Consider the following 15,171-nt stretch of genomic DNA (forward strand, 5'->3'; position numbering starts at 1 on the left):
CGCGATGACGATCTCCCTCGCCCTGCGCGACCTGCGCGACTCCACCCAGCGCCTCTCCGAGGCCGTCACCGAGCTGGTGATGATCACCCACGAGGACCGGCCCGACGGCAGCGAGGTCGCGGCCGTCGACCACTTCGCCGAGCAGGTCACCGAGCTCCAGTCGTCGGTCGTCGCGGCCGGCCAGGAGCTGCTCGGCATCGACGGCCCCACCCTCGTCTCGCTGCGGATGCCGGTCGTCGACGAGGCCCTCGCCGCGGCGACCACCTGCTACTGGCGCGACCTGCGCTCGTACGCCGCCGTGGGCGCGATGCGCCAGGTGGCCCGTCGCGGCGGGCGGGACTGGCGGGCCTGGCAGGGCAGCGTGGAGCAGTCGCAGCAGCGCTGCGAGCAGCCGCTCCTCGACGCCGTCGCGAGCTCCCGCCGGGTCTGGATGGAGCTCGCCGAGCTGATCACGCTCTGGCTGCGCCACCCGCCCGCCGAGGCGCCGCCGCCGGACCAGCAGGACAGCCCCGAGACCGACACAGCAGCCCCGATCACCTGGAGGACATCGTGACCAAGAAAGCCCACACCATGCCGGTGGTCGACGTCGACCAGGCGTTCCCGACGATGGTGGACACCGCCCGCCCGGCCGCCGTGACCGCCCTGGACCAGGGTCCCGCAGTGCGCACCGCGATCCGCAACGTGCTCGGGGTGCGCAGCCGCCACGAGGACCCGAAGGCGTTCGTCGACGCGCTCACCGCGGCCTTCCGCCTGGTGAAGGTCGAGGGGCACGTCGAGTCGCAGTTCGTGCCCCGCGGCTACGCCGTCCAGGCCGACCTCGGCGCCGTGTCCGGTGGCCAGGCCTCGCTCTACCGCCGGGCCCTGATCGCCCGGGCCGAGATCCTCCGGATCCTCGACGGGCTCACCCCGTTGCGCACCGACGGCGACGCCGACGACATGGAGGCCTACCGGGTCATCGTCCGCAACGCCGTGCAGTCGCTGGTCGACGAGCTCGGCTCCCCCGGCGGTCCGCGCGTGAGCATGGTGGACAGCTACCTCGCCGGGCTCGTCGGCACCGGCCGGGTCAGTGCCGACACGGTCGGCGGCCAGCTCGGTGCGCTGCGCGACCGCTTCGGCCTGACCGACGACAACGTCAACACCGTCGAGGAGGAGGGCCTGCGCACGGCGTTCTGGACCCTCGCGGACCTCGTCGCCGACCTGCGCGACGCGTGGGACCGGCAGCGGTCCCGCTTCACGGGTGAGGACGGCGGGGGCTTCCTCGGCACCGAGCTGATCTTCATCAGCCGGCTCATGGAGGCCGCCTCCGACCAGGTGGAGGAGCTCGAGGCGGTGCTCGACTCGGTCTTGGTCGGGCTGTCGGAGCGGCGCACGATCATGCTCGACGACGACGCGAACCTCACCCTCGACGGGCTGCTCCAGTGGCTGTCGGCCTTCCTGACCGACGAGGGCCGCCGGCTCGCTCAGGACGCCGGCCGCGACGGGGTGGTCGCCGGGCTGACGCCGACCGCCGTCACGCTCGCCGACACCTTCAAGCACTTCCTCGCCGACCCGCTGCTGCCGGCGCGTCCGGCGGGCCGCGGCGTCCCCGTCCGCTACCTGCCGACCTCGTGCTGCAGCCGCTGGCCGGCCGGGATGCGGGCCGCCCGGGTCCAGATCGCGGTGGCCTCCCTGTGCCGGCTGCTCATGGAGCTGGCCCGGCGCGCCCAGCGGATCGGCCGGTTCGCCGGGGTGGTCCTGGTCGACATCACCGTGTCCGAGCTGGGGCTGCGGGCCGACGACAAGAAGCAGACGCACGTCGCCAACGTCGAGTTCCGCGGCCACAACCTGCGGGCCACCCACATGCCGGCGTTCGTGCCGCGCGGCCAGCAGCTGCGCACCGGCGACTGCGACGTGGCCGACGCCGACCCGCGCGACCTGATCCTGCCGCTGAAGAACACCACCACCACCGACGGGGAGAGCATCTCGGCGCTGTTCCGGGTCAAGGACATCAGGCCGATCCTGAGGGAGGTGGGGGTCCCGCTCACCGAGGCCGGCGCCGTCCTGCCGGCGTCCCACGCACCCGCGGCCGTCGTCGACACCGAGCTCGGCCGGGTGGTGGTGGCACCGCCGGTGCGCACCTGGCCGCGCCTCGTGGTCGCCGACGACCCCGACGGCCTCGACTGGCACCCCGAGAAGCCCGAGCCCGGCCCGGCCGGGCCGAAGGACCTCAAGGAGACGATGGCGGCGGCGGGTCGGGCCCGCGCGCTGGCCGGCCAGCTCGACGGGATGCGCGCGGAAGCCGAGCGGCAGCTGCGCGACACCGAGGCCGCCCGGGCCCTGGCGGTCGTCGAGCTCGAGGCGATCGACGTACGGCGCGCGGAGCTGGACGCGGAGTACGCCAGCGAGGAGGCCAAGCACACCAAGGCGCCCCGGGACCGCAAGCGCCCGCACGCGACCCGGATGCGGGAGATCCGCGAGGAGCGCGCGGCACTGGACGATCGGGAGCAGCTGGTCTCGCTGGCCCGCGACGCCGCCGCCCGGGAGGCGCAGCTGGTCGCCGGCTGGGCGTCGGCGACCGCCGACGCGGCCGCCGGGAGCAACGACGTCGACCGCTACCTGACCGACCACGTGGAGTGGGCGACGGCCGCGACCGAGGACGAGGAGTACTGAGATGCTGACCGAGAAGCAGTACCAGGAGCGGATCGACCGGATCCACGCGCTGCGCGAGCAGGTCGCCGACCAGCTGTCCGGCAGCCTGGTCTCCAACCCGGCGCTGGCCGAGGAGCTCAACGGCCAGATCGACGACCTGGAGAACGCCGCCATTGCCGCCGACAACCTCGCCGGCGGGCCGCCCGACCGGGGCCTGGCCGCGCTGGTCGGCATCGGGCCCGACGCGGCACGGGAGTTCGGCGAGACGCTGACGACGCACGGTGTCACGCCGTACGACGAGACGGTCAGCTCCGAGCGGATCGTGGCCGTGGGCGACCTCTACTACCTCTACCAGCACGAGCAGATCGGGGTCTTCAAGGTCGTCCAGAAGCTCAAGGAGCTCTTCGAGAGCGGCGCCGTCCGGCTCTCGGCGGGCCCCGGCGCCTACCGGCTCTACCAGTTCGACCGGCGCGACGTGCTGCGCTACACCCGCAAGGACCGGCACGACGCCTACCGCCGGGTGCTCGGCTACGGGCGCGGGCTGGGCTCGGCTCAGAGCCGGCCCAACACCGACTTCCACCTGCTCTTCGGCCACTTCGTCAACCAGGTCACGCTGTTCTGGCGCGACAAGCGCATCAGCGACGTGATCCGCGAGCGGGCGATCGACCCGAGCTTCGGCTCGATCGCCGTGGTCCGGCGGGCCGGGCTCGACCTGCGCAACAACCTGAAGTTCACCTCCTTCGGCCACCTCAACGTGATGCGGATCGAGGTCATGCAGGTGCTGGAGGAGTGCTTCGCGATCCTCGGCTCGGAAGACGTCAAGGACCTGTTCGGTGCCGACAACGCCTGGGACGTCGTCGACGAGGTGCTGATCCGCTACTTCGACGAGCGGCTCCAGAGCTCGCCGCGGCAGCGGATGGCCGTCACCGGCCGGGACGTGCTGCGCTGGCTCGCCGGCCCGCACATCCTGGAGACCTCGCGCGGCGAGTTCGAGGCGCTGCTGATGGACATCGCGGAGCCGGCCGAGGAGTGGCTGACCTCCGCGCAGGCGATGAGCCTGGCGCGCCGCAGCGGGAGCGACCGGGTGCTGCCCTGGGAGTCGCTGGGCCAGTCGGGCATCGCGGCGCCGGTCGCCGAGCGCAGCCCGCTGACGGTGCCGCCGAGCTACGCGCAGCCGCGCCGCTACCCGGCGCCGGTCTACCCGCGCCGCAGCGGCCGCGGCACCTACCGGGGCGGGCGCTCCGGCACCCGACGACCGCGGTAGCACCGTGGACGACCGTCTCGGGGCGGTCCGTTCCCAGGCAGCGCGAGCCGCTCCCGGCGAGCTCGCGCTGCTGGAGGAGTGGCTCCGCATCCCCTCCGTGAGCGGGTCCCGCGCGCACGCCGCCGACGTGGACCGCGCCGCGGCCTGGGTGGCGCGCCGCCTCCGCGTGGGGGCACGTACGTCGACCGTCGCGACCCGGCGCACCCCGCACGGCCCCGTGGTCGTGGGCCGGGCCCGGGGGCGCGGCCGGGGGCCACTCACCGTCGTCTACGGCCACCTCGACGTGAAGCCGCCCGGGCCGGGCTGGACCTCGCCGCCCTTCATCCCGACCCGGGTCGGGCACCGGCTGGTCGCCCGCGGGGCCAGCGACGACAAGGGCCAGCTGATGATGCACCTGGCGGCCCTCGCCGCCTGGACCCGTGCAGGCGGCCCACCCGGCGACGTCGCCACGATCGTCGACGGCGCCGAGGAGATCGGCTCCCCCGGGCTCGGGCCGCTGCTGGCCCGGCTGCGCCGCGACCTGCTCGCGGGGCCCGTGGCCGCGGTCGTGGTGGTCGACACCCGTGCGGCCGGGCCGGGCCGCCCCACGATCACCGTCTCGCAGCGCGGGGTCCTGGCACTCCGGGTCACCGTCGACGTCGGCGGCGCGCCCGTCCACGCGGGGCGGCTCGGCGGGGCCGTCGTCGATCCGGGCCTGGTGCTCGCGCGGGCCCTGCTCCGGGCGTCTGGCGTGCTGGAGTCCCTCTCCCGGCCCTGCCCGGGGCTGCGGGCGACCCTCCCCACCGACGCGTCCGTGCGCGCGGCCGCGGGGACGCGGGCGGTGCGCGCCACCGACCTGGCCGCGCGCAGCACGCTGCGCGGCGCACTGACCGTCTCGCGGCTCGAGGCGTTCGCCGCCGGCGGCGCGATCCCCACCCGGGCCCGCGCCGTCGTCGACGTGCGGCTGCCGCCGGGGGTCGTGCTCGCGGACGGACGGGCCGCGGTCGAGGCGGCGCTGCGGCGCGACCTCCCCGCGGGTGTCCGCCTCGGCACCGAGGTGGCCGGCGGCGCGGCCGGTCTCTGCCTCGACCCGGCCCCCGACGTCCGGGCAGCGGTCCGCCTCGCGTGCGCGGCCGCGTCCCTCACCGGCGATCGACGTACTCCGGTGGTGGCGGCGTCCGGCGGGTCGATCCCCGCGGTCGGGATGCTGGCCCGCGTGTTCGGCCAGCCGCCGGTGCTGCTGGGGCTGGGGCCGGCCGACGACGGCGCGCACGGGCCGGACGAGCACCTCGACCTGCGGGGGTGGCGACCCGGGATCGACACCCACGTCGTCCTGCTCGCAACTTTGGCGTCCATCGGTCGAAACCCCGCCGCAGAACGGCTTCCGTCGACTTTACGAACTGCTACCGTCGAATCTGTCGTCAAGCCATGGGGATCGCGCGCGACACGCTCGGGAGTCACATGACTGCGTCATTCACAACCACGAGCCGCCTGGTGGATCCGTCCCCGACGAGCGGCCCGCCCGCCGCGCCGTCGCCACGCGCGCCCCTCGCCCCCGACACCGACCGCCTCGCGGACGTCGTCGCGGACCTGGCCGACGCGGTCGAGTCCGGCGACTTCCACACCGACGTGCGCGAGGGCGTGCTCCTCGACGTGACGATCGGCCGCGTGCGCTGCCTGATGATCGAGCAGGAGCCGGCGCTGCGCGTCACCCTCTCCCCGCGGGAGCGGCAGGTCGCCCTGATGGTCGCGCACGGGCGCACCAACCAGGCGATCGCGACGTCCCTGGACATCAGCGTCTGGACGGTCTCCACCCACCTGCGGCGGATCTTCGCCAAGCTCGCCGTCTCCAGCCGCGCCGAGATGGTGGCACGGCTGGTGAGCGAGCACGACTACGCGCCGCTGCTCGCCCCCGGCGACGAGCACTGACTAGCCCCCGAGCACCTCGAGCACGGCCGCGCGCGCGGCCATCGGGTCCGAGGCGGCCAGCGCGGCCTCGGCGGCGTCCTCGCAGGCCTGCATCCCGACCGTCGCGAGCCGCGCACCCACGGGGCGTACGGCGGCCGCGGCCATCGACAGCGACGTGATGCCCATGCCGACCAGGGCGCAGGCCAGCAACGGGTCGGCGGCGGCCTCGCCGCAGACCCCGACCGGCTTGCCGGCCTGGCGCCCGGCCTCGGCCGTGATCGCGATCAGCTGGAGCACCGCGGGCTGCCAGGGGTCGGTGAGGTGCGCGAGGTCGGTGGCCATCCGGTCGGCGGCCATCGTGTACTGCGTGAGGTCGTTGGTGCCGATGGACAGGAAGTCGACGACCTCGAGCATCCGGTGGGCCAGCAGGGCCGCGCTCGGCACCTCGACCATCACGCCGGCCTTGAGCCCGCGGGCGCGGACCTTCGTCGCGAACTCCTCGGCCTCGGCGACGGTCGCCACCATCGGCGCCATCACCCAGGTCTCGGTGCCGGTCTGCTGCGCCGCGGCCGCGATGCCGTCGAGCTGGCGGTCGAGCAGCGCGGGGTTGCTGAAGGAGAGCCGGAGCCCGCGGACGCCGAGGGCGGGGTTCTCCTCGCCCTCGTGCGTCGCGAACGCCACCGGCTTGTCGGACCCGGCGTCGAGCGTGCGGACCACGACGTACTGCTTGTCGCCGGAGAACGCAGCGAGCACCTCGCCGTAGATCTCGGCCTGCTCCTCCACCGACGGCTCCTCCTTGCGGTTGAGGAAGCACAGCTCGGTGCGGAACAGGCCGACGCCCTCGACCGGGGCCTGGGCGGACGTGCGGGCGGACTCGCCGTCGGCGACGTTGGCCAGGATCTTGACCGGTGTGCCCTCGGCGGTGCGGCCCGGCCCGGACCATGTCGCGAGCGCGGCGCGGGCCTCCCGGTCGGTGCGCACGCGCTCCTCGGCGGAGGCCTCGTCGGGCTCCACCTCGACCGTGCCGGCGGTGCCGTCGACCAGCAGGCGCGTGCCGCCCCGGACGGCCAGGATGCCGGCGGTGCCGACGATGCACGGGATGCCGAGCTGCCGGGCGATGATCGCGGTGTGGCTGGTCGGGCCGCCGCGCTCGGTCACCAGGCCGACGACGACCGCCGGGTCGAGTCCCGCGGTGTCGGCGGGGGCGAGGTCCTCGGCCACCAGCACCGACGGCACGTCGGGGACGGGCACGCCGGGCTCGGGCTCGCCGACGACGTGGGCCACCACGCGGCGTTCGATGTCGCGCAGGTCGGTGACGCGCTCGGCCATCAGGCCGCCCATGCCGGTGAAGATGCCGACGAACTGCTCGACGGCCGCGTGCACCGAGGACAGCAGGTCGTCACCGGCTCGCAGTTGCTTGCGCACCGCACCGCGCAGTCCCTTGTCGGTGGCCAGGCCGGCGCTCGCGGTGAGCACCTGGGCGGCCGCCCCCGATGCCTTCGCCGCCTTGCGGGAGAACCCCTCGGAGACCGCTGCCGCCGCCTCGTCGTACGCCGCGAGGGCGGCCTCGGCGTCGGCGAAGGAGCCCACCCCGTAGGCCGCGATGGCCTCGGGCGAGACCTCGCCGCGCGCGACCAGCGCGGGCCCGTGGGCCACGCCCGGGACGACCGGGGTGCCGCGGAGGAGGGTCGGGGACGTGGGCTGTGCCTGGGTGTCCGAACTGGTGACCATGGTCACAAGTTAACGCCTCGTACCCCTTGACAGTCAACACATTCGGGCGTAAAACCACAGATACACAGATTGATGCGACGAGAGAAAGGGCCCGGATGAGCATGTATGCCGAAGAGCGGCAGCAGGCGATGGCCCAACTGGTGGCCGAGCACGGGCGTCTCTCGGTCAACGTACTCGCCGAGCAGTACGACGTCACCACCGAAACCGTCCGGCGTGATCTCTCCGCGCTCGAGCGGATGGGCCTGGTCCGGCGGGTGCACGGCGGCGCCGTCCCCGCGGACAGCCTCGCGGTGATCGAGTCGGGCCTCGGCGAGCGCGACCAGGCCTTCACCGCGGAGAAGGAGCGGATCGCCCGCGCCGCCCTCGACCTGCTGCCCCCCGCCGGATCCACGGTGCTGATGGACGCAGGCTCCACGACCAGCCGGCTGGCCAGCATGCTCCCCCGCGACCACCGGCTCACGATCGTCACCCACGCCGTCCCGATCGCGGCGCGGCTCGCGGGCAGCCCGCAGATCGAGCTGCACCTGCTGCCGGGCCGGGTGCGCTCGACCACGCACGCCGCCGTCGGCTCCGAGACGGTGGTGGCCCTGGGCAACCTCCGCGCCGACATCGTCTTCCTCGGCACCAACGGGCTGACCGTCGAGCACGGACTGTCCACCCCCGACCACGACGAGGCGGCCACCAAGCGCGCCATGGTCGCCAGCGCCCGGCGCGTGGTCGTGCTCGCCGATGCGAGCAAGATCGGGACCGAGACCCCGGTGCGGTTCGCCGCGCTCGACGAGGTCGACGTCCTGGTCACCGACGACTCCATCCACCAGGCCGACCACAAGGCCCTGACCAGAGCCGGCCTCGAGGTGGTCGTCGCATGATCGTGACCCTGACCCCCAACCCCTCCCACGACCGGACGGTCACCCTGAGCGCTCCTCTGGAGCGCGGCGCGGTCCAGCGCGCCGAGTCGGTGACCTCCCAGGCCGGCGGCAAGGGCGTGAACATCTCCCGCGCCTCGGTCTCGGCCGGCATCCCGTCCCTGGCGGTCCTGCCCGCCCCCAAGGACGACCCCTTCGTCCTCGAGCTGCTCGCGGCCGGAATCGACTGCCGCACGGTGCCGAGCGACGGCGGTCCCCGCGTCAACATCACCATCAGCGAGCCCGACGGCACCACGACCAAGCTCAACAGCCCCGGTCCGACGGTCACGCCTGAGGTGCTGACCGGCCTCCTCGAGGCGCTGCGCCGCCGGGCCGGCACCGCCGACTGGATCGTGCTCGCCGGCTCGCTGCCGCCCGGCGCCCCCGTCGACTGGTACGCCGACCTGGTCGCCGCGCTCCGCGAGTACGGCGCCCGGATCGCCGTCGACACCTCCGACGAGCCGCTCCGCGCCCTGGTCGGCCGACTGCCCGAGGCCGCACCCCACCTGATGAAGCCCAACGGCGAGGAGCTCGCCTCCTTCACCGGCGGCGACCCCGAGCTGCTCGAGTCCGACCCGCACGCCGCCGCCAAGGCGGCCATGGGCCTGGTCGCGCAGGGCGTCGATGCCGTCCTGGCCACCCTCGGCCCGCACGGCGCCGTGCTCGTCACCGCAGGAGGGGCGTGGCACGCCACCCCGCCTCCCACGAACGTCGTCAGCACCGTCGGTGCCGGCGACTCCAGCCTCTTCGGCTACCTCCTCGGGGACATCCAGCGTCGGACCCCCGACCAACGACTCGCGCTCGCTGTTGCCTACGGCAGCGCGGCAGCCGGGCTGCCCGGCACCACCATCCCGCATCCCCACCAGGTCAAGCCCGAGCTCGTCACGGTGCGCGACCTCAACCTCACCCTAGGAGGGTGACGATGTCCGACCTGATCACGACCGATCTGGTTCGCCTCGACGTGGACCTCGGCTCCGACAAGGAGTCGGCGATCCGCGCGCTTGCTGACGTGGTCGGTGGCGCCGGACGCGCCACCGACGTGGCCCAGCTGGTGGAGGACGCCCTCGCTCGCGAGGCCACGTCACCCACCGGCCTGCCCGGCGGCATTGCGATCCCCCACTGCCGCACCACCGGCGTCGACGAGCCCACGCTCGCCTTCGTCCGGCTCGCCCCGCCGGTCGACTTCGGCGCCAAGGACGGCCCGGCCGACCTGGCCTTCCTGATCTCGGCCCCCGCGGGCGGCGACAGCACGCACCTCCAGCTGCTGACCAAGCTCGCCCGGGCGCTGGTGAAGCCCGCCTTCACCGACTCCCTGCGGGCGGCCGAGTCCCCCGACGAGGTCGTCGACCTCGTCAACCACGAGCTCGGCACCAGCCCGGCGTCCGCCGCCACGGCGAAGCACTCTGCTGGTGCTGCGTCCACCCCCGCGGCCACGGCGGTGCCGACGTCCGCCGGCGCTGCGCCTCCCAAGAGCCTCGTCGCCGTGACCGCGTGCCCCACCGGCATCGCGCACACCTATATGGCCGCCGAGGCCCTGGAGGCGGCCGCCGCGCGCGCCGGCGTCACCATCGCCGTCGAGACGCAGGGCTCGGCGGGCTCGCACCCGCTCTCCCCCGACACCATCGCCCAGGCAGCGGCCGTGATCTTCGCGGTCGACGTGGGCGTCCGCGACCGGGGCCGCTTCGCGGGCAAGCCCGTCGTCTCCTCGGGCGTGAAGCGCCCGATCGACGAGGCGGACAAGATGATCGCCGAGGCGCTCCGCTACGCCGACGACCCCAACGCCCCGCGCGTCGAGGGCTCGGTCACCGCCGGCGAGGGCGGGGGCGCGGGTGCCCAGGAGAGCTGGGGCGGGCGCGTACGACGCGTCCTGATGACCGGCGTGTCCTACATGATCCCGTTCGTCGCGGCCGGTGGTCTGCTGATCGCCCTGAGCTTCCTGCTCGGCGGCTACGAGATCGTCGGGCCCTACGGCGACATCGCGGTCAACAACACCCTCTTCAACCCGCCGAGCGCGAGCGGGCTCGGGCTGGACCACGCCCTGTTCGGGTCCGGCTTCCTGGCCTACATCGGCGCGATCTTCTTCATCATCGGCAAGACCGCGTTCGCGTTCTTCATCCCGGCCCTCGCCGGCTACATCGCCTACGCCATCGCCGACCGGCCCGGCATCGCTCCCGGCTTCGTCATGGGTGGCCTCGCCTCGAACCTGTTCGGCGTCGTCGACCCCAACGGCACGGCCCTCCCGGCGACCGGCTTCCTCGGCGCGATCATCGGCGGTGTCCTCGCCGGCCTGATCGCCCACTGGCTCGCGCAGCGCACGGTGCCCTCCTGGGCCCGTGGCCTGATGCCGGTCATGGTGATCCCGCTCGTCACGTCGATCGTGGCGGGGTTGCTGATGATCGTCGTCCTCGGCAAGCCGATCGGCTGGCTCATGAACCAGCTCAACGACGGACTGACGTCCATGAGCGGCAGCAGCGCCGTGCTGCTCGGCATCATCCTGGGCCTGATGATGGCCTTCGACATGGGTGGCCCGCTCAACAAGGTGGCCTACAGCTTCGCGGCCGCCGGCGTCGGCGCTGCGGCCACGGCCTCCGCGTCGGACCCGCGCCTGAAGATCATGGCCGCTGTGATGCTCGCGGGCATGGTGCCCCCGATCGCCCTGGCGCTCGCGACCGTCGTACGACCGCACCTGTTCAACATCCCCGAGCGTGAGAACGGCAAGGCCGGGTGGCTCCTGGGCGCGTCGTTCATCACCGAGGGTGCGATCCCGTTCGCCGCGGCCGACCCGCTGCGGGTCATCCCCGCGATCATGCTCGGCAGCGCGGTCACGGGCGGCCTCTCCGAGGCGCTCGACGTCAGCGTCCGGGCCCCGCACGGCGGCATCTTCGTGATCTTCGCCGTCAGCAACGTGTTCGGCTACCTGATCAGCCTGGCGGCTGGCGTCCTCGTCGGCAGCGCCGCCGTCATCGCCCTGAAGAGCCTGGGCCCCAGCGACGAGGACGTCGTCACCGTCTGACCTGCCTCTCCTCCCACCCGATCCACCGAAGGAGCACCATGCCCACCAAGTCCGTCGTCGTCGGCTCCGCCGTCGGCCTCCACGCCCGCCCCGCCGCGATCATCTCCGAGGCCGCCGGTGACCTCGACTCCGAGGTGCTGATCGGCATCCCGGGCGACGAGCCGGTCGACGCCAGCTCGGCGCTGCTGATCATGACCCTCGGCGCCGGCAACGGCGACACGGTCGAGGTCTCGAGCGACGACCAGGCCGCGCTCGACGCCATCGCGGCCCTGGTCGAGAAGGACCTCGACGCCTGATCGCCGACCCGTCGTGAATTGACGCCAGAACGCGTCGACCCGTCGTCAATTGACGACGGGTCGACGCGTTTCTGCGTCAGGAAGCGACGGGTCGGTTGCGGACGGCGAGGTAGATCGCCCGCACGCCCACGGCCCGCTCCATCTCGCGCAGGACGCTGCCGAAGAACTGCTCGCGGTAGGTCTCGTCGGTGACCGTGGAGACGGTCAGGTAGAGGCCGGAGAACGCCGAGAGGAACGTCGCCACCTGGAGCAGGGCCACCGACACGCTGCTCACGTGCGGCACGCTGTGGGTCGGCGAGGTCAGCCAGGCGTCCATCACGGGCTGGGTCATGATCAGCGACCCGAAGACCATGAGGAACACGAAGACCGACAGCGTCACCAGCAGCACCTGGACGGACTGGACGATCATCAGCACGATCACGAGGTTCCAGCGCTCGTAGCCGGTGACCTCGGCGTGCGCAGCCGGGTCGGCGTCGGGGTCCTCGACCAGCTCGCGGCAGGCCCCTTCGAGCGGCGTGCCCCGGCAGGCGTCGAGGAGCAGCCGGTCGGTCACGTCGTCGTCGGTGCGGTCGACCTCCTCGGGCAGGCGCACCAGCAGGAACCCGACGGCCAGCACCACGAAGAGCATCACCGTGAGCCAGAGGGTGCCGGGGCTGAGGTTGGAGCCGACCTGCCACACCTCGGTGTTGATGAACAGGAACGTGATGAAGAGCAGCAGCAGCGGCAGCGCCCGGGTCGTCATCGGCAGCAGCGTCCGGAGGCTGCCGAAGGTGCGCGAGAGCGCCCAGGTGACGATCGGGGCGGCGTGCAGCCGGTCCAGGGCGTACCAGACGGCGGCCAGCAGCAGCAGGGTCGCGAGGGTCGCGGGGCCGAGGGCGACCTGGTCCGCCAGCCACGCGACCAGTCCCCCGGCCCCGGTCGCCAGGACGGCCACGACCACGAGGAACGTCACCACCCGGCTCGGCTTGAGGGCCTGACGGACGTGCGCCCGCTGCTCGGGCACGAAGTAGGTCAGCCCGTGCTGCAGGAACCACTGCTCCGCGGCCTGCACCGGGTCGGCAGGGACCGGCTTCACGCGACCGCCCCGAGCAGCTCGCGCGCCCGGTCGACGTCGTCGTCCATCTGCTCGACGAGCTTCTCCACCGACTCGAAGGCCACCATGCCGCGCAGCCTCTCGACGAAGGACACCTCGACCTCGACGCCGTAGAGCTCGAGGTCGGTGCGGTCGAGCACGTAGCTCTCCACCCGGCGCTCGCGGACGCCGTCGAAGGTCGGGTTGGTGCCGACGCTGATCGCGGCCGGGAACGTCTCGCCGGTGTCGAGCCGTCGCAGCCACCCGGCGTACACGCCGTCGGCGGGCGCGGCCGTCACCTTCTCGTTGGTGGGCACGTTGGCCGTGGGGAAGCCCAGCTCGCGCCCCCGCTGGTCGCCGCGGACGACGACACCGCGCACGGCGTACGGCGCCCCCAGCGCCTCGGCGGCGCCCGCCACGTCACCGGCCGCCAGGCAGGTGCGGACGTACGTCGAGGACCAGACCTGCGGACCGCCGTCGAGCGCGATCCCCTCGGCGACGAAGTCGTGGGTCGCCCCGGACTCGTGCAGGGTCGCGACGTCGCCGGCGGCCTTGTTGCCGAAGCGGAAGTTGGCGCCCACCACCACGACGGCGGCGTGCAGCGCGTCGACGAGGACCCGGACGATGAACTCCTCCGGCGACCAGTCGGCGACCTCGCGGTCGAACGGGACGGCCAGCACGGCGTCGGCCCCGGCCGCGACGAGCAGCTCGGCCCGGTGCTCCAGCGTGGTCAGCATGGTCGGAGCGTGCTCGGGCCGCAGCACCGCCATCGGGTGCGGGTCGAAGGTGACCGCGACGAGGGTCAGCCCCTGCTCGTCGGCAAGCTCGCGGGCCCGGGCCAGGACGTGACGGTGCCCGAGGTGGACCCCGTCGAAGTTGCCGATGACGACCGCGGAGCGGCCCAGGTCGCCGGGGACCTCGTCGGTCGAACGCCAGATGTGCACGGGCGGCAGCCTATCGAGGGCGGTGGTCAGACGAAGACGGCGACCGGGCGGGCCACGTCGCCGCGGGGCTCGTAGAGCGCGAGGAACTCCCCCTCGGGAGCGAACACCGCCGTCAGGCCGTCCACGTCGATCCCGAGCGGCCGGCCGACGCGCACGTCCGCCGCCTGGGTCTCGTCGAGCTCGCACGCCGGGAACGCCGCGCGCGCGGCGTCGGCGATCGGCAGCATCACGAACTCCTCGGTCAGCTGCTCGATCGTGCGGGCGACGCCGAGGTCGTAGGGCCCGACAGCCGTACGCCGCAGGGCGGTCAGGTGGCCGCCCACCCCGAGCCGGGCGCCGGCGTCGCGGGCGACCGCGCGGACGTAGGTGCCGCTCGAGCAGCGCATTGCGATGTCGACGTCGACGTGGCCCACCTCGGTGGTCGAGCCTGCCGAGACCCGCACGTCGACGACCTCGAGCTCGTGGATGGTGACCGGCCGGGCCTTGAGCTCGACCTCCTCACCGTCGCGGACACGCTGGTAGGCGCGCTTGCCGTCGACCTTGATCGCCGAGACCGCGGTCGGCACCTGCTCGATGGCGCCGACGAACTCCGCGAGGCACCCCCGGACGACGGCCTCGTCGAGGTGGCTCGCGTCGACGACGGCCGTGGTCTCGCCCTCGGCGTCGTCGGTCGTGGTCGCCTCGCCGAGCCGGATCGTGGCGGCGTAGGCCTTCTCGGTCAGCATCAGGTGGCCGAGCAGCCGGGTGGCGCGGTTGACGCCCAGGACCAGCACGCCCGTCGCCATCGGGTCGAGCGTGCCGGCGTGGCCCACCTTGCGGGTGCCGGCGAGCCGGCGTACGCGGGAGACGACGTCGTGCGAGGTCATCCCGCCGGGCTTGTCGACGACGACCAGGCCGGACACCGGCCCGGACCCGCCGGACCCAACGGTCACGCCTCGTCGTCCTCGGCGAGGTCGTCCTCGTCCTCGCGCGGCTTCTTGTAGGGGTCGCTCTCGCCGGCATAGGACTCGACGCGGCGGGCCGCGGCCTCCTCGTCGAGCTTGCGGGCGAGCTCGAGCACCTCGTCGAGGTGGCGGGCGGTCTCCGGCAGCGCGTCGGCGATGAAGGTCAGGGTCGGGGTGATGCGCATGCCGAGCTGTTTGGCGACCTCGGAGCGGATCAGGCCCTTGGCCGACTCGAGGGCGACGGCGGTGGCGGCCAGGGCGGCCTCGTCGTCACCGGTCGCGTCGAGGACGGTGTAGAAGATCGTGGCCTGCTGGCTGTCGCCGGTGACGCGTACGTCGGTGACGGTGACGAAGCCGAGGCGCGGGTCCTTGATCCGGCGTTCCAGCATCTCGGCGACGATCACCTGGATGCGGTCGGCGATCTTGCGCACGCGGGGGCTGCTCATGGTCCTACCTTCTCAAGAGTCTGGAAACGTGAGTCGGCGGG

The 15,171-nt window shown here is 73.5% G+C and carries 14 protein-coding genes; 9 read left to right on the top strand and 5 right to left on the bottom strand.

Annotated features, from left to right (window positions below; genetic code table 11):
* Positions 1-4 precede the first annotated feature (4 nt).
* Genes EJF31_RS19040 through EJF31_RS22185 form a run of 5 tightly spaced genes read left to right on the top strand, consistent with a single transcriptional unit; the run spans position 5 to position 5,800 of the window.
* Positions 5-553, top strand: coding sequence for a hypothetical protein (locus tag EJF31_RS19040; protein WP_125038741.1), 549 nt, complete (start codon positions 5-7; stop codon positions 551-553).
* Entirely contained in the window at positions 550-2,649 is a 2,100-nt protein-coding gene (locus EJF31_RS19045; RefSeq protein ID WP_125038742.1) for a hypothetical protein, read from the top strand. Before EJF31_RS19040 ends, EJF31_RS19045 begins: the two co-directional genes overlap by 4 nt.
* A gap of 1 nt (position 2,650) precedes the next feature.
* The gene (locus EJF31_RS19050) at positions 2,651-3,892 is read left to right on the top strand and encodes a hypothetical protein (RefSeq protein WP_185736351.1); all 1,242 of its coding nucleotides are present in this window, start codon (positions 2,651-2,653) and stop codon (positions 3,890-3,892) included.
* Positions 3,893-3,896: 4 nt separating this feature from the next.
* Positions 3,897-5,336 carry a M20/M25/M40 family metallo-hydrolase gene (locus EJF31_RS19055; RefSeq protein ID WP_125038743.1) on the top strand — a complete coding sequence of 480 codons (1,440 nt, stop codon included), beginning with the start codon at positions 3,897-3,899 and terminating at the stop codon, positions 5,334-5,336.
* A 29-nt stretch (positions 5,337-5,365) separates the two neighbouring features.
* Positions 5,366-5,800 (top strand): LuxR family transcriptional regulator, encoded by a 435-nt coding sequence (locus tag EJF31_RS22185; protein ID WP_221767663.1) that lies wholly within the window; start codon positions 5,366-5,368, stop codon positions 5,798-5,800.
* Here EJF31_RS22185 and ptsP read toward each other — a convergent pair whose 3' ends face one another.
* Complete coding sequence (gene ptsP / locus EJF31_RS19065) at positions 5,801-7,510, bottom strand: phosphoenolpyruvate--protein phosphotransferase (protein ID WP_125038744.1); 1,710 nt, start codon at positions 7,508-7,510, stop codon at positions 5,801-5,803.
* Between the two features lie 95 nt (positions 7,511-7,605).
* Between ptsP and EJF31_RS19070 the strand changes: the two genes are divergently transcribed.
* From EJF31_RS19070 to EJF31_RS19085, 4 genes are read left to right on the top strand one after another with little or no spacing between them, the layout of a single operon-like run.
* Positions 7,606-8,379: a DeoR/GlpR family DNA-binding transcription regulator gene (locus EJF31_RS19070; protein WP_260430967.1), complete on the top strand. Its 774-nt coding sequence runs from the start codon at positions 7,606-7,608 to the stop codon at positions 8,377-8,379.
* Positions 8,376-9,335, top strand: coding sequence for a 1-phosphofructokinase family hexose kinase (locus tag EJF31_RS19075; RefSeq protein WP_125038745.1), 960 nt, complete (start codon positions 8,376-8,378; stop codon positions 9,333-9,335). Before EJF31_RS19070 ends, EJF31_RS19075 begins: the two co-directional genes overlap by 4 nt.
* Before the next feature lie 2 nt (positions 9,336-9,337).
* Positions 9,338-11,428: a fructose-specific PTS transporter subunit EIIC gene (locus EJF31_RS19080; protein WP_125038746.1), complete on the top strand. Its 2,091-nt coding sequence runs from the start codon at positions 9,338-9,340 to the stop codon at positions 11,426-11,428.
* Between the two features lie 38 nt (positions 11,429-11,466).
* The gene (locus EJF31_RS19085) at positions 11,467-11,724 is read left to right on the top strand and encodes an HPr family phosphocarrier protein (protein WP_125038747.1); all 258 of its coding nucleotides are present in this window, start codon (positions 11,467-11,469) and stop codon (positions 11,722-11,724) included.
* Positions 11,725-11,800: 76 nt separating this feature from the next.
* Here EJF31_RS19085 and EJF31_RS19090 read toward each other — a convergent pair whose 3' ends face one another.
* From EJF31_RS19090 to rbfA, 4 genes are read right to left on the bottom strand one after another with little or no spacing between them, the layout of a single operon-like run.
* On the bottom strand, positions 11,801-12,799 hold the full coding sequence (locus EJF31_RS19090) for a hypothetical protein (RefSeq protein ID WP_125038748.1): 999 nt from the start codon (positions 12,797-12,799) through the stop codon (positions 11,801-11,803).
* Positions 12,796-13,740, bottom strand: a complete 945-nt coding sequence (locus EJF31_RS19095; RefSeq protein ID WP_125038749.1) for a bifunctional riboflavin kinase/FAD synthetase — start codon at positions 13,738-13,740, stop codon at positions 12,796-12,798. The genes EJF31_RS19090 and EJF31_RS19095 overlap by 4 nt, the downstream gene beginning before the upstream one ends.
* A gap of 26 nt (positions 13,741-13,766) precedes the next feature.
* Positions 13,767-14,672, bottom strand: coding sequence for a tRNA pseudouridine(55) synthase TruB (gene truB / locus EJF31_RS19100; protein ID WP_260430968.1), 906 nt, complete (start codon positions 14,670-14,672; stop codon positions 13,767-13,769).
* Entirely contained in the window at positions 14,669-15,130 is a 462-nt protein-coding gene (rbfA, locus tag EJF31_RS19105; RefSeq protein ID WP_125038750.1) for a 30S ribosome-binding factor RbfA, read from the bottom strand. The genes truB and rbfA overlap by 4 nt, the downstream gene beginning before the upstream one ends.
* Positions 15,131-15,171: the final 41 nt, after the last annotated feature.

The organism is Nocardioides sp. LS1 (genome assembly GCF_003865225.1).
Lineage (GTDB): Bacteria > Actinomycetota > Actinomycetes > Propionibacteriales > Nocardioidaceae > Nocardioides > Nocardioides ginsengisegetis.